20 protein-coding genes are annotated in these 18,915 nt (G+C 59.9%); 7 read left to right on the top strand and 13 right to left on the bottom strand.

From position 1 onward, the window contains the following. Window positions 1–91 precede the first annotated feature (91 nt). Window positions 92–532: a PA3611 family quorum-sensing-regulated virulence factor gene (locus AB1462_RS00990; RefSeq protein ID WP_090408696.1), complete on the bottom strand. Its 441-nt coding sequence runs from the start codon at window positions 530–532 to the stop codon at window positions 92–94. Window positions 533–711: 179 nt separating this feature from the next. Here AB1462_RS00990 and AB1462_RS00985 point away from each other — a divergent pair, with 179 nt between their 5' ends. The 3 genes from AB1462_RS00985 to AB1462_RS00975 all read left to right on the top strand — a co-directional run bounded on the left by AB1462_RS00985 (window position 712) and on the right by AB1462_RS00975 (window position 2,772). Next, entirely contained in the window at window positions 712–1,431 is a 720-nt protein-coding gene (locus AB1462_RS00985; RefSeq protein WP_259192829.1) for a tRNA-uridine aminocarboxypropyltransferase, read from the top strand. A gap of 252 nt (window positions 1,432–1,683) precedes the next feature. Then, on the top strand, window positions 1,684–2,334 hold the full coding sequence (gene erdR / locus AB1462_RS00980) for a response regulator transcription factor ErdR (RefSeq protein WP_131697345.1): 651 nt from the start codon (window positions 1,684–1,686) through the stop codon (window positions 2,332–2,334). 75 nt (window positions 2,335–2,409) lie between these two features. Next, entirely contained in the window at window positions 2,410–2,772 is a 363-nt protein-coding gene (locus tag AB1462_RS00975; RefSeq protein ID WP_065938722.1) for a diacylglycerol kinase, read from the top strand. 3 nt (window positions 2,773–2,775) lie between these two features. Here AB1462_RS00975 and AB1462_RS00970 read toward each other — a convergent pair whose 3' ends face one another. Further along, on the bottom strand, window positions 2,776–3,702 hold the full coding sequence (locus tag AB1462_RS00970; protein ID WP_167361133.1) for a LysR family transcriptional regulator: 927 nt from the start codon (window positions 3,700–3,702) through the stop codon (window positions 2,776–2,778). A 124-nt stretch (window positions 3,703–3,826) separates the two neighbouring features. Between AB1462_RS00970 and fpr the strand changes: the two genes are divergently transcribed. Further along, the gene (gene fpr, locus AB1462_RS00965) at window positions 3,827–4,606 is read left to right on the top strand and encodes a ferredoxin-NADP reductase (protein WP_024073760.1); all 780 of its coding nucleotides are present in this window, start codon (window positions 3,827–3,829) and stop codon (window positions 4,604–4,606) included. 85 nt (window positions 4,607–4,691) lie between these two features. Here the strand turns inward: fpr and tsaA are convergent, their stop codons facing one another. The 7 genes from tsaA to AB1462_RS00930 form a co-directional block, all read right to left on the bottom strand. Beyond that, the gene (tsaA, locus tag AB1462_RS00960; protein ID WP_090408681.1) at window positions 4,692–5,387 is read right to left on the bottom strand and encodes a tRNA (N6-threonylcarbamoyladenosine(37)-N6)-methyltransferase TrmO; all 696 of its coding nucleotides are present in this window, start codon (window positions 5,385–5,387) and stop codon (window positions 4,692–4,694) included. Between the two features lie 70 nt (window positions 5,388–5,457). Next, window positions 5,458–5,919: a DUF1456 family protein gene (locus tag AB1462_RS00955; protein WP_053137413.1), complete on the bottom strand. Its 462-nt coding sequence runs from the start codon at window positions 5,917–5,919 to the stop codon at window positions 5,458–5,460. A gap of 68 nt (window positions 5,920–5,987) precedes the next feature. Beyond that, window positions 5,988–6,698 (bottom strand): rRNA pseudouridine synthase, encoded by a 711-nt coding sequence (locus AB1462_RS00950; RefSeq protein ID WP_315335507.1) that lies wholly within the window; start codon window positions 6,696–6,698, stop codon window positions 5,988–5,990. Window positions 6,699–6,769: 71 nt separating this feature from the next. After that, window positions 6,770–7,243 carry a GNAT family N-acetyltransferase gene (locus AB1462_RS00945; RefSeq protein ID WP_259192823.1) on the bottom strand — a complete coding sequence of 158 codons (474 nt, stop codon included), beginning with the start codon at window positions 7,241–7,243 and terminating at the stop codon, window positions 6,770–6,772. A 100-nt stretch (window positions 7,244–7,343) separates the two neighbouring features. Further along, window positions 7,344–8,672, bottom strand: coding sequence for a 30S ribosomal protein S12 methylthiotransferase RimO (gene rimO / locus AB1462_RS00940; protein ID WP_169850727.1), 1,329 nt, complete (start codon window positions 8,670–8,672; stop codon window positions 7,344–7,346). Window positions 8,673–8,865: 193 nt separating this feature from the next. Beyond that, complete coding sequence (locus AB1462_RS00935) at window positions 8,866–9,201, bottom strand: addiction module antidote protein (RefSeq protein ID WP_367245988.1); 336 nt, start codon at window positions 9,199–9,201, stop codon at window positions 8,866–8,868. Further along, the gene (locus AB1462_RS00930) at window positions 9,198–9,521 is read right to left on the bottom strand and encodes a type II toxin-antitoxin system RelE/ParE family toxin (protein ID WP_259192822.1); all 324 of its coding nucleotides are present in this window, start codon (window positions 9,519–9,521) and stop codon (window positions 9,198–9,200) included. Before AB1462_RS00930 ends, AB1462_RS00935 begins: the two co-directional genes overlap by 4 nt. A gap of 414 nt (window positions 9,522–9,935) precedes the next feature. Between AB1462_RS00930 and AB1462_RS00925 the strand changes: the two genes are divergently transcribed. The 3 genes from AB1462_RS00925 (at window position 9,936) to AB1462_RS00915 (ending at window position 13,633) form a co-directional block, all read left to right on the top strand. Beyond that, on the top strand, window positions 9,936–11,837 hold the full coding sequence (locus tag AB1462_RS00925) for a potassium transporter Kup (protein ID WP_090408671.1): 1,902 nt from the start codon (window positions 9,936–9,938) through the stop codon (window positions 11,835–11,837). Between the two features lie 236 nt (window positions 11,838–12,073). Then, complete coding sequence (locus tag AB1462_RS00920; RefSeq protein ID WP_259192820.1) at window positions 12,074–13,180, top strand: NADH:flavin oxidoreductase/NADH oxidase; 1,107 nt, start codon at window positions 12,074–12,076, stop codon at window positions 13,178–13,180. 267 nt (window positions 13,181–13,447) lie between these two features. After that, a complete protein-coding gene (locus tag AB1462_RS00915) occupies window positions 13,448–13,633 on the top strand; it encodes a hypothetical protein (protein ID WP_090408665.1) in 186 nt (61 codons plus the stop codon). A 24-nt stretch (window positions 13,634–13,657) separates the two neighbouring features. Here AB1462_RS00915 and AB1462_RS00910 read toward each other — a convergent pair whose 3' ends face one another. The 4 genes from AB1462_RS00910 to AB1462_RS00895 form a co-directional block, all read right to left on the bottom strand. Beyond that, on the bottom strand, window positions 13,658–15,283 hold the full coding sequence (locus AB1462_RS00910; RefSeq protein WP_065926500.1) for a glucan biosynthesis protein D: 1,626 nt from the start codon (window positions 15,281–15,283) through the stop codon (window positions 13,658–13,660). A 308-nt stretch (window positions 15,284–15,591) separates the two neighbouring features. After that, window positions 15,592–17,016, bottom strand: a complete 1,425-nt coding sequence (locus AB1462_RS00905; RefSeq protein ID WP_090408662.1) for a gamma-aminobutyraldehyde dehydrogenase — start codon at window positions 17,014–17,016, stop codon at window positions 15,592–15,594. Between the two features lie 169 nt (window positions 17,017–17,185). Beyond that, window positions 17,186–17,995, bottom strand: coding sequence for an ABC transporter permease (locus AB1462_RS00900; protein ID WP_090408659.1), 810 nt, complete (start codon window positions 17,993–17,995; stop codon window positions 17,186–17,188). After that, window positions 17,985–18,914 (bottom strand): ABC transporter permease, encoded by a 930-nt coding sequence (locus AB1462_RS00895; protein WP_090408657.1) that lies wholly within the window; start codon window positions 18,912–18,914, stop codon window positions 17,985–17,987. Before AB1462_RS00895 ends, AB1462_RS00900 begins: the two co-directional genes overlap by 11 nt. Between the last annotated feature and the right edge of the window lies 1 nt (window position 18,915).

Below are 18,915 nucleotides of genomic sequence, written 5' to 3'. Positions count from 1 at the left end.
GTCACTCAGCAGGGAGTTTGGCTGCCTGCGGGAAAATGAAGCAGGGGGAGTGCGCGCTACTGGACAGCAGCGCGCGAAGGGCAAGCGAAGATTACTTTTTCTTCTTGGCGGCAGCCGGTGCCGGGCAATCCGCTTCCACGAACTTCACCGATGCCACAGGACGGTTGGTCTTGTTCTCAGTGATTTCGTAGCGCATCACTGCGCCCTTGGCCATCAGCTCGCGATAACCTTTGTTCAGGCATACGCTTTGCCCCAGCTGGAAATACACCGCCTTGGGGTTGGCGCGCATCTGTTCGGCACGGTCGGGCATGACGCTCAGGTGATCGATCAACTGCATGCCTTCAACGGTGTAGGCCACTTCCAGGGTTTTTTCGTCGATTTCCCGGGGCAGGTCCTTGTTGCTTTCAGTCGCGACGCTTTGCAGCTTCCGGTTCATTTGGGCCTCCAGCAGCGAGGCCGCCTGGGCGCCCACGGGCAGTACCAGCGCAAGTGCGATGGATGGGGCGGCAAGACGCAGCATGGAACGCAGCATGAAACTCTCCTGATTCGGTTACTGGTGCATAGACCAGCCACTGCGCTGTGCGTTCAGTGGCGCGCAATTATAGGTGACCCCTTGCCACTACAGCCAGGCGTATCGCTGGTAAACTGCGGCCACTTCAGCCTTCCACGAGTTTTCTCCGTGTCGATCTACCCTCCTGTACGGCGCATCCGATGAGCCACGCCGTCTCCCGCCTGCGTACCCAGCGCCTGGCACGCGCGATCAAGCCCTTCGTCAATCGAGGCTCCCGTGCCGAACGCTGCCCCGGCTGCCGGGTCATTCCCGAGTATTGCCTGTGCGCCTGGCGCCCCCAGGTCGCAGCCAGGTCCGCCATGTGCCTGCTGATGCATGATGTCGAACCGATGAAACCCAGCAACACTGGCTGGCTGATCGCCGACGTGATCGAAGACACCACGGCATTCGCCTGGTCGCGCACAGAAGTCGACCCGGATTTGCTCACCCTGCTCGCTGACCCGCAGTGGCAGCCCTACATCGTGTTCCCCGGCGAATTCGTGGCGCCCGAGCGCGTCGTCAGTGCCGTAACGGTGGCAGAAGGTAAGCGCCCGCTGTTCATCCTGCTGGATGGCACCTGGAGCGAAGCGCGCAAGATGTTTCGCAAGAGTCCCTATCTGGAGCATCTGCCGGTCTTGAGCCTGGCGCCTGAGCAGCTCTCGCGCTACAAACTGCGCCGCTCCAAGCGCGATGACCATTTCTGCACCGCCGAAGTCGCCGCGCTGTGCCTGGAGCTGGCCGATGACGCCGCTGCAAGCGAAGTGCTGGACGCCTACCTCGACGTATTCAGCACCCATTACCTGGCCGCCAAGTTCCAGTTGTCGCTGGACCCGACCGACAGCGTCCACACTCGTCTCGCACCCTATATACCTGGGCTATAACCAGACGACGTTTGCATGATGGCACCGTAAACCTGCACCCCGCTAAAATGCCCAGGGGCGTAGTGCTTGACCCCCCAGGCTGCGCTGGGCATGCTGAGCGCCGATTGGGGTGCAACCGTGAGTTTTCGACGTCGTTCCAAGTGCTTTTGACGTTGAACGTACCCTGTGGCGATGGCTGCCTGGCCGTCGCCTTGTGTATTGGTGAACCCCGAACCCATCGGGGCTGCCATAAAAAACAGGATCATTTAATCAATGGCCACATACGAAATCCTGATAGCCGATGACCACCCGCTGTTTCGCAGTGCGCTGCATCAGGCCGTGACCCTGGGCCTTGGCCCGGATGTGCGCCTGGTTGAAGTGGCCAGCATTGCCGAGCTGGAAGCCCGCCTTACCGAAAAATCCGATTGGGACCTGGTGCTGCTCGACCTGAACATGCCTGGCGCCTACGGCTTCTCGGGGCTGGTGCTCCTGCGTGGGCAATACCCGCAGATTCCCGTGGTGATGGTCTCTGCCCAGGAAGACGCTGACGTGGTGGTGCGTTCCAAGGAGTTTGGCGCCAGTGGCTTCATTCCAAAGTCCAGCGCGATGGAAGATATTCAGAAGGCCGTACGCGCAGTGTTGGACGGTGATGTGTCCTGGCCGCCGCAGGCGTTTGAACAAATCAATGTCTCCGACGAAGCCAAGGCTGCCCGTGATGGCTTGGCCAGCCTGACGCCCCAGCAGTTTCGCGTGCTGACCATGGTCTGTGAAGGTTTGCTGAACAAGCAGATCGCCTACGAGTTGAGTGTGTCGGAGGCGACCATCAAGGCTCATGTCACAGCGATCTTTCGCAAGCTGGGGGTGCGCACGCGGACCCAGGCGGCGCTGCTCTTGCAACAACTTGAGTCAATTTCGCAGCATTAAGTTGTTACCGATTCACGCTTTTTTGACTTTGCGTGATCTAGTTTCCCCACTTCTTTGGTTCAGTTGCCTACGTCTATGTCGCCTTTCAAGGGTCAAACCGGTCTCAAACGTATCTTTAATGCAGGGGGCTACTCGCTGGATGGCCTGCGCGCGGCTTTCACCGGTGAGGCGGCGTTCCGTCAACTGGTGCTGTTGAACGTCATTCTGATCCCGCTGAGCTTTTTCCTGCACGTCAGTCGTGTTGAGCGGGCGCTGCTGATTGCGGTGTGCCTGTTGGCCTTGATCGTCGAATTGCTCAATTCGGCGGTAGAAGCGGCGATCGACCGTATTTCCCTCGATCGCCATCCCTTGTCAAAAAACGCCAAGGACATGGGCAGCGCCGCGCAATTCGTGGCACTGACCATGATCACACTGGTGTGGGCAGTGATTCTGATCTAACGATCAGGCAATGCTCGGCAGCACGATCTCGTCGCTGCGCTGAACTCCGGCGGTGAAGGCGCGGCACAGCTCCAGGAACTCGCGCATCGCTGAGGTCTGGTATTTCTGTTTATGCCAAATGAAGTAGAACTGCCGGGCCAGGTCCAGGTCCGGGGTTTCTACCGGCACCAGGCTGCCACGGCGAAATGCATCGCGCAGCGCCAGCCGGGAAATACACCCAATCCCCAAACCCGATTCCACTGCCCGTTTGATCGCCTCGGTGTGCTCCAGCTCCAGGCGGATATTCAGCGCGCTGCGGTGATGGCGCATGGCTTGATCAAAGGTCAGGCGCGTGCCTGAGCCTTGTTCCCGCAGGATCCATGCCTCATGGGTTAACTCTTCCATGCTGGCCACGCCGCGCTTGGCCAGGTGGTGCTGAGGCGCGCAAAACACCACCAGCTCATCTTCCACCCAGGTTTGCACCTCTATATCGGGGTGGCTGCAGTCGCCTTCGATTAGACCCAGGTCAATTTCGTAGTGCGCAACTTGGTGCACGATATTGGCAGTGTTCTGCACATGCAGCTTCACCTGGCTTTCGGGGTGCTGCTGCATGAAGCTGCCGATCAGCAGGGTGGCCAGGTAATTGCCGATGGTCAGGGTAGCGCCGACCGCGAGGGAGCCGAAGCCGGACTTACCGTTGAGCAGGTCTTCGATCTCCTTGGCTTGGTCCAACAGTGCCACCGCTTGAGGCAACAGCTGATGGCCCAAGGCGTTGAGACTCAAGCGTTTGCCGGCGCGGTCGAATAATTGGCAGCTGGATTGGCGCTCCAGCTCGGTAATCGAAGTGCTGGCGGCGGATTGAGATAAGGCCAGAAGGCCAGCAGCGCGGGAGACGCTTTCCTGCTGGGCGACGGCGACGAAGACTTGCAGTTGACGGAGAGTAAATCGCATATCGATATAACCGATAACCCTTATCTTAATAATCCAGTTAACAGATATTGTCGCCGCCATTAGAATGCTGTGCAATTGCGCACTTCATCTTTGGCGCAGACCCATTTCCAGGAGTCCCCCGTACATGAGCAACATGAACCACGAGCGTGTCCTCAGTGTTCATCACTGGAACGACACTCTGTTCAGCTTCAAGTGCACCCGCGATCCGGGCCTGCGCTTCGAGAACGGTCAGTTCGTGATGATCGGCCTGCAACAGCCCAACGGCCGCCCGCTCATGCGCGCTTACTCCATTGCCAGCCCGAACTGGGAAGAGCATCTGGAGTTCTTCAGCATCAAGGTCCCGGATGGCCCGCTGACTTCCCAATTGCAGCACTTGAAGGAAGGCGACGAGATCATCATCAGCAAAAAACCGACAGGCACCCTGGTGCTTGACGATTTGAAGCCGGGCAAACACCTGTACCTGCTCAGCACCGGTACCGGTCTTGCTCCGTTCATGAGCGTGATCCAGGACCCGGAAACCTACGAGCGTTTCGAAAAAGTGATCCTGTGCCACGGCGTGCGTTACGTCAACGAAGTCGCCTACCGCGAATTCATTACCGAGCACCTGCCGCAGAACGAGTTCTTCGGCGAAGCCCTGCGTGAAAAGTTGATCTACTACCCGACAGTGACCCGCGAGCCGTTCGAAAACGAAGGCCGCCTGACCGACCTGATGCGCAGCGGCAAGCTGTTCCGCGACATCGGCCTGCCGCCGATCAACCCCGAGGACGACCGCGCCATGTTGTGCGGCAGCCCAAGCATGTTGGATGAGACCAGTGAAGTGCTGAACAGCTTCGGCCTGAAGGTTTCGCCACGCATGCGTGAACCGGGTGATTACTTGATCGAGCGCGCGTTCGTCGAGAAGTAAAGCAGTCAGGCCATGTGCTGACTGAGCAATACAGAAGATCTAAATGTGGGAGGGGGCTTGCCCCCTCCCACATTTGGTTTCCGGTTTATGCAGCTGGAACCACTTCCAGCACACAAATCATTCCAGCCTCAGGATAGTGCCAGCGCACATCCACATCCCAGAACTGCGCCCCGTATTCGCGCTCGGGCCCTGGCGTCTGGTATGCCGGCCGTGGATCCTGGGCCAGACACTGATCGATCAACTCCACCAACGGCTCCCCAAGGCGCTGTGCGTGGCCTTGTGCCTGCTGCAATGCCGTCTTCAGCCACTGCACGGGAATCAGCTGCGGCGCACCACTGGCGATGCTGTTGGTGGCGGTGTCGATGATGTCGGCGTAGGGCACATACGGCTTGATGTCCAACACCGGTGTGCCATCGAGCAAATCGATCCCGGAAATCCACAGCCGGCCCGGCTCCACCTTGTCCAGCTTGACCACGGACTGGCCAATCCCGTTGGGCCGATGCGTCGCGCGGGTCGCAAACACGCCCATGGACGTGTTGCCGCCCAGGCGTGGTGGGCGCACTTTCAGGCGGGGCTTGTCTTCCAGGGCCTGGTGGAACAGAAACAACAGCCACACGTGGCTGACCTGCTCCAGGCCCTGTACCGCCTCGCCCTGATCGAACGGTGCCACCAACTCCAGCACGCCCCGCGCGGCGGGCGCCAGTTGCGGTTGGCGCGGGATGGCGAACTTCTCCTTGAAGCAGGAGCGTACGAAGCCGACGGGCGAGACCTGGTAGGCCATTACTGGAGCCTCAAGTTGCAAGCCGCAAGCCACAAGCTTTTAACTTGCAGCTTGAAGCTTATGGCTGTTCTTAAGCTCTGACGCGCAGCGTCAGGCCTTTGAGGAAGTTGCGCAGCAGCTGGTCGCCACAGGTGCGGTAGTTGGTGTGGCCGAACTTGCGGAACAGCGCGCTCAGCTCAGGCTTGGACACCGGGAATTCGGCCGCCTTGAGGATGGCGTGCATGTCGTCTTCCTTCAGTTCGAAGGCCACGCGCAGCTTCTTGAGGATGATGTTGTTGGTCACCGGGGTTTCGATCGGTTGCGGCGGACGGCTTTCGTCCTTGCCGCGCTTGAAAATCACCAGGCCGTCGAGGAAGTGGGCCATGACGTCATCCGGGCAGAACACAAAACCTTCTTCCTCATCTTTCTTGAGATAAGTCAGCAGGTCTTCCTTGGTCACGTCCATGCCGCCGAGCTTGATAAGCTCGACCATCTTGTTGTCGCTGATGTCGAGCATGTAGCGCACGCTGCGCAGTACGTCGTTGTGAATCATGGTGGGCAATCCTGGTTTTCAACGGTGGGCGCCGCCGGGTGGGGCGGAGCCTGGAAAGGGGAGGCGGCTTAGAACTTCTCTTTGCCGGACAGGTAACGCCATTGGCCGACCGGCACTTTGCCGATGGACACGCCGCCGATGCGAATGCGGCGGATGGCAACGACTTTCAGGCCAACGGCTTCGCAGAACAGGGCAATCACGCCCGGTTGCGGATTTTTCATCGCAAAGCGCAGGCGATTTTCGTTCTGCCAGCTGGCTTTTACGGCTGGCAGCTCTTTGCCTTTGTAAGTCAGGCCGTGGTTAAGGCGGTTGAGGCCGTGGGCAACCATGTCGCCTTCAACCTCTACCACGTATTCCTGCTCGATCTTGGCGGCATCGGCGGTCAACTTGCGCAGAATCTTCCAGTCCTGTGTAAACACCAACAGGCCGCTGGCCTTGGCTTGCAGGTCGGCGCTGGCGGTCAGGCGCAGGAAATGGCCCTTGAGCGGACGCTTGCTGAAGCGGTGTTCTTCGGAGAGGGTGTCGGCGCTGATCGAGGCCATTGCCGTCTCTGCATCTACACCAACCGGGGCGTGGAACAGGATGGTCACCGGCTCTGGCGCGGTGGCCTTGGCCTCTGGGTCCAGTTCGACCTTCTGGGTGGTGATCTTGAATTGCGGCTCGTCGATCACTTCACCGTCCACCGAGACCCAGCCGCCTTCGATAAACAGCTCAGCCTCCCGACGGGAGCAACCGACCAGTTCGATAAGGCGTTTGGAGAGGCGTATGGGGTCAGTCATGACAAGGGCCGTAACAAAAGGGGGCGGCTATTGTACCTGTGTGGGCGCGGTTAATCCCGGCCCCATTTCATTTAGCCTTGGCGGGCGTTTTGTTGTTGCTGGCGCAAGCGCAGGTGCAGCAACGGATAAGGCTGCCCGAGGCCGTCATGTTCGGTGCGTCCGACCACTTCGAAACCCTGCCTGAAATAGAACCCCAGGGCCTGGGGATTCTGCTCGTTAACGTCCAGTTCGTCAGCGTTCATGCTTTCGATTGCATAGCGCAGTAACTGCCGGCCGAGTCCCTGGCCGCGGTGCTGCGGGTCGATAAACAGCATCTCCACTTTACCGCACGCCACCCCGGCAAACCCGGTGATGCGTTGGCGCGAGTCACGGGTGCAGATCAGCATCACCGAATCCAGGTAGCGGGTCAGCACCAGGTTTTTCAGCAATACGATGTAACTGTCCGGCAAAAAGTCATGGGTGGCCCGCACCGAGTCCTCCCAGATGCGCGCCAACTCGGCGTAGTCGCTGATTTTAGGTGTGTGGATAACCGAATGCTGGCGCATGCCCGCTGCCCCTTGCCATGATGGGTGCTGATGGGCAAAACAATAGACCTAAAAAAGCCCCGCATCTTGTCCAGAGGCAGGGCTTTTCAAGTTTTTTTGATCAGTCGCGCTTTTCCGCCCACAGATCGTATTCATCAGCGTCGGTCACGGTGCACCAGACCTTGTCACCCGGCTTCAAGCCGCTGGCATCGTCGATAAACACGTTACCGTCGATTTCCGGTGCATCGAAGAAGCAACGGCCGACTGCGCCTTGCTCGTCGACTTCGTCGATCAGCACTTCGATTTCCTTGCCGATACGCAGTTGCAGGCGCGCCGAGCTGATTGCCTGTTGGTGCGCCATGAAGCGCTCCCAACGGTCCTGCTTTACGTCATCCGGGACCACGGCCAAGTCCAGCAGGTTGGCCGGGGCACCTTCCACTGGCGAGTACTGGAAGCAGCCCACACGGTCCAGTTGCGCTTCGGTCAGCCAGTCCAGCAGGTACTGGAAGTCTTCTTCGGTTTCGCCGGGGAAGCCGACGATAAAGGTCGAACGGATGATCAGCTCGGGGCAGATCTCGCGCCAGTTCTTGATACGCGCCAGGGTCTTGTCTTCGAAGGCCGGGCGTTTCATCGCCTTCAGCACTTTCGGGCTGGCGTGCTGGAACGGGATGTCCAGGTACGGCAGGATCTTGCCGGCGGCCATCAACGGGATCAGCTCGTCCACGTGCGGGTACGGGTAGACGTAGTGCAGGCGCACCCACACGCCCAGGCTGCTGAGGGCTTCGCAGAGTTCGGTCATGCGGGTTTTCACCGGCGCGCCGTTCCAGAAGCCGGTGCGGTATTTCACGTCGACGCCGTAGGCGCTGGTGTCCTGGGAGATCACCAGCAGCTCTTTGACGCCGGATTTGACCAGGCGCTGGGCCTCGTCGAGTACATCACCCACCGGACGGCTGACCAGCTTGCCGCGCATCGACGGGATGATGCAGAAGCTGCAGCTGTGGTTGCAGCCTTCGGAAATCTTCAGGTACGCATAGTGGCGCGGGGTCAGCTTGATGCCTTGCGGCGGCACCAGGTCGATCAGCGGGTTGTGATCCTGGCGCGGCGGCACCACCTGGTGCACGGCATTGACCACCTGCTCGTACTGCTGCGGGCCGGTCACGGCCAGCACGCTTGGGTGCACGTTGCGGATATTGCCTTCTTCCACACCCATGCAGCCGGTCACGATGACCTTGCCGTTTTCCTTGATCGCTTCGCCGATCACTTCCAGGGACTCTGCCTTGGCCGAGTCGATGAAGCCGCAGGTGTTGACCACCACCACATCGGCGTCCTGGTAAGTGGACACAACGTCATAGCCTTCCATACGCAGTTGCGTGAGGATGCGCTCGGAATCGACGAGAGCCTTCGGGCAACCCAGGGAAACAAAGCCTACCTTGGGGTTGGCTTTTGCGATGGTGGTGGACATGTCTAACCTCGGTATTGAATGACGCCGCCAGTCAGGCACGACAGGGCTGCGGACGGGCGCTTGGTGCGCCTCTGATCAAAAAGTGCGCAATTCTAGCGACGGGCAACGCACTTGACCAGCTTTATGCGGGGAAATGCGACGAGTGCTTTGCTGGCCAATTCACAAAGCCCTTGCCACGATCTTAAGCCCGTAGGTCTTGCTCTGTACGGTGCGATACAACTTTAGACATGCCCACACCTAACGCCTGAAGCACTTTCAGCAGGGTTGAAAGCTTCGGGTCGCCGCCGACAGCGATGGATCTGTAGAGATTAGCTCTATTGAGCCCGGTGCTCTGCGACAAGCTGAGCATGCCGCCACGCGCTTCTGCCACTCTACGGATAGCGACAAGGAAGGCGTCCGCTCCCCCTGCTTCATCGATTTCCTCAAGCGCGACAGATAGATAGTCGAGGGCAAATGCTTCGTCGTCTCGAAGCATTTCAAGAACGCTGTCTTCATGAGGGCGGGTACGAATGGTCATTTTTGCTGATCCTTGTAAGATTTCCAGAGCGCCTTTGCCTGATCGATGTCGTTCTGCTGTCTGGCTTTTGAACCACCGCCCAACAGGAAAACAATGTTCCTATCCTGGATCGCGTAATACACGCGAAACCCAGGTCCGAAGTCGAGTTTCATCTCAAAGACCCCATCACCCACCGGCTCGGTAACGCCAAAGTGACCAAGGGACGCTCGGTCCACTCTGGTGGTGATTCTTGCTTTTGAACGCGTGTCTTGCACGGTGTCTAGCCAGGCTTGGTAGATGTCCACGCCGTTGACTGACAATACGTGTTTCACTTCCCACATGAGAAATGTACCTTAAAAGAGACATGGAGGCGATTGAGTTTGTATATCGACTGGACACGCCATGCAGGGCGCGACTTTATTGATCAGGTAAGTCGGCCTGTGCGTTTGCGCTTACACCGGCAAGGCAGCACGACTGAGCTGGGCCCGAATATACGGTTGGCCGTACGTGTGATCAATGCAGGCAAAAAGGCTCCAAAATGCTGTGACCTCTCCATTAATGAATGCAGTAAATGAGACCCGAATCACTTGAGCAGGGAAATACGCCGAGCGCTGCGCTATGCTTCGCGCCGTTGCGCATGGGTAAAACCCTTGGGTCAATAAAACGTCTGTTACGAGAAGTAAAACAGCGCATGCTAGGGTCAGCTTAGGCGCGTTGTTTATAAGAGACCTCAGGTCAAAGGGCAGGAGTGGTTGATGGGTCAGGCAAGTAGTCAGGCAGCAGGTGCCGAGCATTCAAACGCAAAGCCGATCGGCATGCTGGTGGCAGCGGTCGGGGTGGTTTACGGCGATATCGGGACCAGCCCGCTCTACACCCTCAAAGAGGTGTTCAACGGTGGTTATGGGGTGCAGGTCAACCATGACGGCGTACTGGGGATCCTGGCGCTGATCTTCTGGTCGTTGATCTGGGTGGTGTCGATCAAGTACATGCTGTTTGTGCTGCGCGCCGACAACCAAGGCGAAGGCGGCATCATGGCCCTGACTGCGTTGGCGCGCCGGGCGGCGGGGGAGCGTAAGAAGTTACGCAGTTTCCTCGTGGTGTGCGGCCTGTGCGGCGCGGCGCTGTTCTATGGCGACAGCATGATCACCCCGGCGATTTCCGTGTTGTCCGCCATTGAAGGTCTGGAACTGGCGTTCGACGGCCTGGAAAAATGGGTGGTGCCGATCGCTTTGGTGGTGCTGGTGGCGCTGTTCCTGATCCAGAAGCACGGCACCGACCGCATCGGCAAGCTGTTCGGGCCGGTGATGGTGACCTGGTTCCTGGTGCTCGGTGGCCTCGGCGTGTATGGCATTACCCTGCACCCTGAAGTGCTCCATGCCCTGAACCCGATGTGGGGCGTGCGTTTCTTCGAGGCCCACCCTGGCATTGGCGTGGCGATCCTCGGCGCGGTCGTGCTGGCGTTGACCGGTGCCGAGGCGCTGTACGCCGACATGGGCCACTTTGGCCGCAAACCCATTGCCCGCGCCTGGTTCATCCTGGTGTTGCCGGCGCTGGTGCTCAACTATTTTGGCCAGGGCGCCATGCTGCTGGGCGACCCGGAAGCCGCGCGCAATCCGTTCTACTTGCTGGCGCCGAGTTGGGCGTTGATCCCGCTGGTGGTGTTGTCCACCCTGGCCACGGTGATTGCGTCCCAGGCGGTGATTTCCGGTGCGTTCTCGTTGACGCGCCAGGCGATCCAGCTGGGTTATATCCCGCGCATGCATATCCAGCACACCTCAAGCGCCGAACAGGGTCAGATCTATATCGGTGCGGTGAACTGGTCGCTGATGGTCGGCGTGATCCTGCTGGTGCTGGGCTTCGAGTCCTCCAACGCACTGGCGTCGGCCTACGGCGTGGCCGTGACGGGAACCATGCTGATGACCACTATCCTGGTGTCGGCCGTCATGCTGTTGCTGTGGAAATGGCCACCCATCCTGGCTGTGCCAGTTCTGGTCTGCTGTCTGTTGGTCGACGGCCTGTACTTCGCGGCCAACGTGCCGAAGATCATCCAGGGCGGCGCCTTCCCGGTGATCGCGGGGATTGTGCTGTTCGTGCTGATGACTACCTGGAAGCGCGGCAAGCAATTGCTGGTGGACCGCCTCGACGAAGGTGGCCTGCCGTTGCCGATCTTCATCAGCAGCATCCGCGTGCAGCCGCCGCATCGCGTGCAGGGCACAGCGGTGTTCCTCACCGCGCGCCCGGACGCCGTGCCCCATGCGCTGTTGCACAACCTGCTGCATAACCAGGTGCTGCATGAACAGGTGGTGTTGCTGACGGTGGTCTACGAAGACATCCCGCGTGTCCCGGCCTCACGGCGCTTCGAGGTGGATTCCTACGGCGAAGGGTTCTTCCGCGTGATCCTGCACTTCGGCTTTACCGATGAGCCGGACGTGCCCGAAGCATTGAAGCTGTGCCATTTGGAAGGCCTGGATTTCAGTCCGATGCGGACCACGTACTTCCTCAGCCGTGAAACAGTCATCGCCTCCCGCATCAAGGGCATGGCGCGTTGGCGCGAAGCGTTGTTTGCCTTCATGCTCAAGAACGCCAACGGCAACCTGCGGTTCTTCAAGCTTCCGGTCAACCGGGTGATCGAGCTGGGCACCCAGGTCGAAATGTAAGCCTCTGCGGTACGGGAGCCGGCAATCGGCTCCCGCTTTGCGTCTGAACCCTGTGCAATCCACTGTTGTCGACTAGGCTCTAAGCACTGTTGTGTAGGAGCGGGGGGGACGCCTAGTCCTTGCCCGCAAAAAACGTCACGGTAACGCGTTAATCCTGGATAAGCGCGGCGCCTATGAAGCCTTCGCGAGCAAGCTCGCTCCTACAAAAGTGCCCAAAAGCCAAGAAGAGGTGCGCCATGAGTCAGCTGCTCGAACCCTATACCCTGCGCCAATTGACCCTGCTCAACCGCATCGCCGTGTCGCCGATGTGCCAGTACTCAAGTGTCGATGGCTTGGCCAACGACTGGCACCTGGTCCACCTCGGCAGCCGCGCGGTTGGTGGCGCCGGGCTGATATTCACCGAAGCCACCGCCGTGACCGCCGATGGCCGCATCACGGCCGAAGACCTGGGCCTGTGGAACGACGAGCAGATCGCTCCCCTGCAACGCATCACGCGCTTTATCGCCGCCCAGGGCGCAGTGGCGGGCATCCAATTGGCCCATGCCGGGCGCAAGGCCAGCACCCACCGGCCATGGATCGGCAAGCACGGCAGCCTCAAGCCGCAAGACGGTGGCTGGGTGCCGGTGGGGCCGTCGCCGATTGCCTTTGACCCGCAACACACGCAGCCCAAGCCATTGGATGAGGCGCAGATCCAGCAGGTGATCGCCGACTTTGTCGCCGCTGCCAGGCGAGCCCTGACCGCCGGGTTTGAAGTGGTGGAAATCCACGCCGCGCATGGTTACCTGCTGCATCAATTCCTCTCGCCCATCAGCAACCAGCGTCAGGACCAGTACGGCGGCTCCTTCGAGAACCGTATCCGCCTGGTTCTGCAAGTGACCGAAGCGGTGCGCGAAGTCTGGCCCCAGGAGCTGCCGCTGTTCGTGCGGGTGTCGGCCACCGATTGGGTGGAAGACGGCTGGAACCCCGATGAAACCGTGGAACTGGCGCGCCGCCTCAAAGACCTGGGCGTGGACCTGATCGACGTGTCCTCCGGTGGCACTGCCGCCAACGCCGAAATCCCCACCGGCCCCGGCTACCAGACGCGCTTCGCCGAGCGTGTACGCAAGGAGTCGGGCATCGCCACCGGCACCGTCGGCATGATCACCGAACCGGCCCAGGCCGAGCACATCCTGCGTACCTGCCAGGCCGACATCATCTTCCTGGCCCGTGAACTGCTGCGTGATCCCTACTGGCCGTTGCATGCCGATGATGATCTGGGCGGACGCAAGGCCATTTGGCCGGCTCAGTACCAACGGGCGACCCATCGGGACCAACCGATTCATGAGTCTGACTTGAGGGATTGATCCTGCACCAGCGCCATCGAAACCCACCTTGAGCCGGTGGGTTTTTTTTGCCTGCTGTGGGATGGGGTTGTAGGTATTTGTTACCGAAGTGATTTTTTAAGTGAATGCTCTAAAAAAATCCCACACGTAACGAGATTGTTTCTACGCTTAGGATAGGACTGATTTCTGGCCCAGGGAGTCAGTCTGTTTGTCCACGGGGGCATTGCGCTCCACGGGAAACGGTTTGTGGGCACAGGAGTCTTTGATCGATATCAGGAGTAACAGTCCATGGCCAAGTCCTATGGTGTAGCGGGTGCGGTGGCGTCTTTTTTCAGCCGCAGGGTGTCATTGCGTGGTCGCAGGTTGAGTTCGGACGAAGCCGAGTTACTGGCGCAGTATCGCGCCCTGACCGAAAGCGATCAGGTGGCGATGCGGTATCTGATTGGGGCGATGAAGAGTGTGTCGCGGTTTTGATGCCGCACCGCCCCTGCCAGGTTGTCAGGTGTACTTACGCTGCTCCGGCGCGGGCGGGAAATACTGGTACAACCAGGTTTCACTCAAGGTGCGGTCCTGGGTGCGGATAAACAGCCGCAGTTCCACCGGCTCCACGCTGTCGCTGGTCGGGTACCAGTCGAACAGAATGCGGTAGCCCTTGATGTTGTCGAGCACCAGCACGCTGAAGTCTTTCACTTCGCCGTGGGAGCAGGTCACCACTGGCTCAATGCCGGTGCCGGCTGGCAGGCGGTCCAGGCCGCCGCCCTTGAAGTCCACGGCAAACCGACGCGCCCACACCGGCGGGTAGTGCTCGCCCGGTGCCCAACCTTCGGTAAAGCCACCCATGCCGGAACGGGTCGCGTCGACTTGTGCCAGCGGCGTGCTGACCGGGGGCAGGGCGCTCCAGTACAGCTTGTAGCCATAGTTGAGTGAATCGCCGGCCGCCACGGGCTTTTTCGGGGTCCAGAAGGCCACGATGTTGTCCAGGGTCTCGCCAGTGGTGGGGATTTCCAACAGGTCGATCGAGCCCTCGCCCCAGGCGGTGGTGGGTTCGACCCACAGGCTTGGGCGTTTGCTGTACCAGTCGACCGTGTCCTGGTAGCTGGCGAACTCATGGTCGGTCTGCACCAGGCCGAAACCTTTCGGGTCGGTGTCGGCGAACGCGTTGAACTGCAGCTTGGCCGGGTTATTCAATGGGCGGCAAATCCACTCGCCATTGCCACGCCACATCGCCAGGCGGTCCGAATCGTGGATCTGTGGGTGGATGGTGTCGCACATGCGGCGCTCGTGGGTGCCGCAACTGAACATGCTGGTCATGGCGGCGATGCCCAACTGTTCGATGGCGGTACGTGCATTGATGTTGGCGTCGATGGCCATCACCACTTGGTTGGCCTGGCAGTCGATATCGAAGCGATAAGCACCGGTGGCGCTCGGCGAGTCGAGCAGGGCGTAGACCACAAAGCGAGTTGCGTTCTTGTCCGGGGTCTCGAACCAGAACTGCGTGAAGTCGGGGAACTCTTCGCGTTTTTTCGCGTAGGTATCAATCGCCAGGCCACGTGCGGAAAGGCCGTACTGGCCGGTGGAATCCACCGCACGGAAGTAGCTGGCGCCGAGAAACGACAGCACGTCATGGCGATCCAGTTCCGGCGCCTTGAACAGCTTGAAGCCGGAGAAACCCAAGTCGCCGGTCAGCTGTTTGGTATCGACGGTGGTTTTTTCATAGTTGAACAGCGAAGGGCGGAAATGCACCTCACGGGCTTCACGGGTCTTGGGGTCGACGCTGTGCATGCGCACCGGCGTCTTGAAGCCCATGCCGACGTGGAAGAACTGCACGTCGAGTTGGCCGTTCAATTCTTTCCACAGCGAATGGTTGCCGTCGTAGCCGATGGCATTGAAATTCTGCGGAGTCATGGTCGCCAGGGTCGGCGGCAGCACCTGCTTGGTGTCTTTATACGCGGTCCCGGCGAGCTGTTTGGCCTGGGCCTTGAGCGTTTCAAAATCGAACGCCACGGCTTTGCCATCGGCGGCTCGGTTACCGGCCCAGGCCTGCGCGGCAAGCAGGCCGCTGGCCGACAAACCGGTATAAGCCGCAATGGCCATGGACGCTTTGAGTAAATTCCTGCGGTGCATAGAGACAACCTGTCGTGAGCAAATCCCGCGCCGTTCCTGGCACGTGCTGGATCAGAAATTACGGTTCGGACATGCCTTCGGCCAAACACAACGGACATTAAACAGACGCCGGATAGCTTAAGCGGTTCGATGGTGTAGGAAAATTGATTGATGGCTGGGTGATAGCGCTGCATATGAAACAAGACGTTTCCGGCTCTACAGGTGAACACGGTACTTGAACATTATGAAGATCAAATGTGTGCGGGCTTGCCTGCGATAGCGTGGGTACAGATAAATCGCTATCGCGAGCAGGCCCGTTGCCAAAAGCGTCAGTGCTTGAACATCACATGCCGAACCGTGGTGTAGTCCTCCAAGCCGTACATGGACATATCCTTGCCATACCCCGACAGTTTCTGACCACCGTGAGGCATTTCGCTGACGAGCATGAAATGGGTATTCACCCAGGTGCAGCCATACTGCAAGCGCGCGGCCAGGCGGTGGGCACGTCCTACGTCGGCGGTCCATACGGACGACGCCAACCCGTAGTCCGAATCATTGGCCCAGCCCAATACTTGCGCCTCATCGGTGAACTTGGTCACCGACACCACCGGCCCGAACACCTCGCGGCGCACGATCTCGTCATCCTGTTGCGCATCGGCCAGTACGGTTGGCTCAAAGAAGAAGCCATTGCCTTCCACCGCCTTGCCACCGGTGACCAGGCGGATATGCGGCTGCGCCACGGCGCGTTCGACAAACCCGGCGACACGGTCGCGGTGTTGCGCGGTGATCAATGGGCCCAGTTCGGTGGTCGGGTCATCCTGCAAACCGTACTTGATGCTGGCGACCGCTGCGCCGAGCTTCTCGACAAAGGCGTCGTAGATGTCCGCCTGGGCATAGATGCGGCACGCGGCAGTGCAGTCCTGACCCGCGTTGTAGAAGCCAAAGGTACGAATGCCTTCCACCGCCGCATCGATATCCGCGTCGTTGAAGATGATCACGGGTGCCTTGCCACCCAACTCCATGTGCATGCGCTTCACGCTGTCGGCGGTGCTGGAGATGATATTCGCGCCGGTGGCGATGGAGCCGGTCAACGACACCATGCGCACTTTCGGATGGCTCACCAGCGGGCTGCCCACGGTAGGCCCACGGCCGAACACCAGGTTGAGTACGCCGGCCGGGAAAATCTCCGACGCCAGCTCGACCATACGCAACGCGGTCAGCGGGGTTTGTTCCGACGGCTTGAGCACCACGGTATTACCCGCGGCCAGGGCCGGCGCAATTTTCCAGGCGACCATCATCAGCGGGTAGTTCCACGGTGCAATGGACGCGATCACGCCCACCGGGTCGCGCCGGATCATCGAGGTGTGGCCAGGCAGGTATTCACCACCGGCCGAACCGCTCATGCAGCGGCTGGCGCCGGCAAAGAAGCGGAACACGTCGGCAATCGCCGGGATCTCGTCGTTCAGCGCGGCGCTGTAGGGTTTGCCACAGTTGTCCGATTCCAGCTTGGCCAGCTCTTCGCCATGGGCTTCGATCACGTCGGCCAGTTTCAGCAGCAGCAGCGAGCGATCCTTGGGCGCGGTTTGCGACCAGCCTTCGAAGGCCGCATCGGCGGCGCGCACCGCGGCATCCACCTGGGCTTCGCTGGCTTCGTTGATTTCCACCAGCACGCGGCCGAGTGCGGGGTTGAACACCGCTTGCGCCGGGCCTTCGCCTTCGACCAGGTGGCCGTTGATCAAGAGTTTGGTTTGCATGGTTCAGTCCTCCAAAAAGCGATCGTTATGTCACTGAGTAAACCGGCTCTGAATGTGGGAGGGGGCTTGCTCCCGATGACAGTCTTTCAGTCACATCATCTACAACTGACACACTGCTATCGGGAGCAAGCCCCCTCCCACATTTGAGCTCGGTGTCTTCAATAAAAAATTATTTACCACCACTCCCCGCCACGCTTTCACCGCCGCGGGTCAGGTAATAGGCACCCAGGATCGGGAACATCGTTACCAGCATCACCAGCATCGCGACTACGTTGGTCACCGGCACATCCCGTGGCCGGCTCAACTGGTTGAGCAGCCACAGCGGCAACGTACGTTCGTGGCCAGCGGTGAAGGTGGTGACGATGATTTCGTCGAATGACAGCGCAAACGCCAGCATGCCGCCGGCCAGCAATGCCGAGCCGAGGTTGGGCATGATGATGTAGCGGAAGGTCTGCCAGCCGTCGGCGCCCAGATCCATGGAGGCTTCGATCAGGCTGTGGGAGGTGCGGCGCAGACGGGCGATCACGTTGTTATAGACGATCACCACGCAGAAGGTCGCGTGGCCGACGATGATGGTGAACATCCCCGGCTCAATGCCCAGGGTCTTGAAGGTCGCCAGCAAGGCGATACCGGTGATGATCCCCGGCAGCGCAATCGGCAGGATCAGCATCAACGACACGCCTTGCTTGCCGAAGAACTCGCGGCGATACAGTGCCGCCGAAGCCAGGGTGCCAAGCACCATGGCAATCAGGGTGGCGATGGCGGCGATCTGCAGCGACAGCTTGATCGCTTCCAGCACGTCCGGCCGGGCGAAGGCCACGTTGAACCACTTCAGGGTAAAGCCCTGGGGCGGAAAGCTGAACGCGGCTTCTTCGGTGTTGAAGGCGTAGAGGAAGATGATCAGGATCGGGAAATGGAGAAACACCAACCCACCCCAGGCTGCGATCTTCAAACTCAAACTGGATTTGTCAGAGTGCATCGAAGGCCCCCAGGCGTTTGACGATGGACAGGTAAACCGCGATCAGCACGATCGGCACCAGGGTGAACGCCGCCGCCATGGGCATATTGCCGATGGCACCTTGCTGGGCGTACACCATGCCGCCGACGAAGTAGCCCGGCGGGCCCACCAGTTGCGGCACGATGAAGTCGCCCAGGGTCAGCGAAAACGTGAAGATCGAACCGGCGGCAATCCCCGGCACCGACAGCGGCAGAATCACCTGCATGAAAGTCTGGCGTGGCTTGGCGCCCAGATCGGCCGAGGCTTGCAGCAGCGACGGCGGCAAACGCTCCAGCGAGGCCTGGATTGGCAGGATCATGAAGGGCAGCCAGATGTAGACGAACACCATGAAGCGCCCCAGGTGCGAGGTGCTCAAAGTGCTGCCGCCCACGCCGGGAATGCCCAGCACGAACTGCAACACCGGCTCCAGGCCCAGGTGCTGCACGAACCATTGCGCCACGCCGCCCTTGGCCAGCAGCAAGGTCCAGGCGTAGGCCTTGACGATATAGCTGGCCCACATCGGCATCATCACCGCGATATAGAAAAACGCCTTGGTCTTGCCCGTGGTGTAGCGCGCCATGTAGTAGGCGATGGGGAAGGCGACGATGGCGCTGGCGATCGACACCACAATCGCCATGCTCAGGGTGCGCAGGATGATGTCGAAGTTCGACGGCTGGAACAGCGCGGCGAAGTTGGCCAGGGTCAGGTCCGGCGTGACTGCCATGGTGAAATCGTCAAAGGTATAGAAGCCTTGCCACAGCAGGGTCAGTAACGAACCCAGGTAGATCGCGCCGAACCAGATCAGCGGCGGTATCAGCAGCATCGCCAGGTAAAGGTTGGGCTTGCGGTACAGCAGGTTGGAAAACCTGCGCATCGGCGGTTGGGAAAGGGCCAGGCTCATG

The sequence above is a fragment of the Pseudomonas sp. SB113 genome (assembly GCF_040754745.1).
Classification (GTDB): Bacteria; Pseudomonadota; Gammaproteobacteria; order Pseudomonadales; family Pseudomonadaceae; genus Aquipseudomonas; species Aquipseudomonas grimontii.
Note: the sequence above shows the minus strand (reverse complement) of the source record. Positions and strands in the feature narration are given on the sequence as shown.

Bases quoted from the DNA above. Each gene is read 5' to 3' on its own strand.
- AB1462_RS00990 (WP_090408696.1), bottom strand. From the start codon at position 532: ATGCTGCGTTCCATGCTGCGTCTTGCCGCCCCATCCATCGCACTTGCG.
- AB1462_RS00985 (WP_259192829.1), top strand. From the start codon at position 712: ATGAGCCACGCCGTCTCCCGCCTGCGTACCCAGCGCCTGGCACGCGCG.
- erdR (WP_131697345.1), top strand. From the start codon at position 1,684: ATGGCCACATACGAAATCCTGATAGCCGATGACCACCCGCTGTTTCGC.
- AB1462_RS00975 (WP_065938722.1), top strand. From the start codon at position 2,410: ATGTCGCCTTTCAAGGGTCAAACCGGTCTCAAACGTATCTTTAATGCA.
- AB1462_RS00970 (WP_167361133.1), bottom strand. From the start codon at position 3,702: ATGCGATTTACTCTCCGTCAACTGCAAGTCTTCGTCGCCGTCGCCCAG.
- fpr (WP_024073760.1), top strand. From the start codon at position 3,827: ATGAGCAACATGAACCACGAGCGTGTCCTCAGTGTTCATCACTGGAAC.
- tsaA (WP_090408681.1), bottom strand. From the start codon at position 5,387: ATGGCCTACCAGGTCTCGCCCGTCGGCTTCGTACGCTCCTGCTTCAAG.
- AB1462_RS00955 (WP_053137413.1), bottom strand. From the start codon at position 5,919: ATGATTCACAACGACGTACTGCGCAGCGTGCGCTACATGCTCGACATC.
- AB1462_RS00950 (WP_315335507.1), bottom strand. From the start codon at position 6,698: ATGACTGACCCCATACGCCTCTCCAAACGCCTTATCGAACTGGTCGGT.
- AB1462_RS00945 (WP_259192823.1), bottom strand. From the start codon at position 7,243: ATGCGCCAGCATTCGGTTATCCACACACCTAAAATCAGCGACTACGCC.
- AB1462_RS00935 (WP_367245988.1), bottom strand. From the start codon at position 9,201: ATGACCATTCGTACCCGCCCTCATGAAGACAGCGTTCTTGAAATGCTT.
- AB1462_RS00930 (WP_259192822.1), bottom strand. From the start codon at position 9,521: ATGTGGGAAGTGAAACACGTATTGTCAGTCAACGGCGTGGACATCTAC.
- AB1462_RS00925 (WP_090408671.1), top strand. From the start codon at position 9,936: ATGGGTCAGGCAAGTAGTCAGGCAGCAGGTGCCGAGCATTCAAACGCA.
- AB1462_RS00920 (WP_259192820.1), top strand. From the start codon at position 12,074: ATGAGTCAGCTGCTCGAACCCTATACCCTGCGCCAATTGACCCTGCTC.
- AB1462_RS00915 (WP_090408665.1), top strand. From the start codon at position 13,448: ATGGCCAAGTCCTATGGTGTAGCGGGTGCGGTGGCGTCTTTTTTCAGC.
- AB1462_RS00910 (WP_065926500.1), bottom strand. From the start codon at position 15,283: ATGCACCGCAGGAATTTACTCAAAGCGTCCATGGCCATTGCGGCTTAT.
- AB1462_RS00905 (WP_090408662.1), bottom strand. From the start codon at position 17,016: ATGCAAACCAAACTCTTGATCAACGGCCACCTGGTCGAAGGCGAAGGC.
- AB1462_RS00900 (WP_090408659.1), bottom strand. From the start codon at position 17,995: ATGCACTCTGACAAATCCAGTTTGAGTTTGAAGATCGCAGCCTGGGGT.
- AB1462_RS00895 (WP_090408657.1), bottom strand. From the start codon at position 18,914: ATGAGCCTGGCCCTTTCCCAACCGCCGATGCGCAGGTTTTCCAACCTG.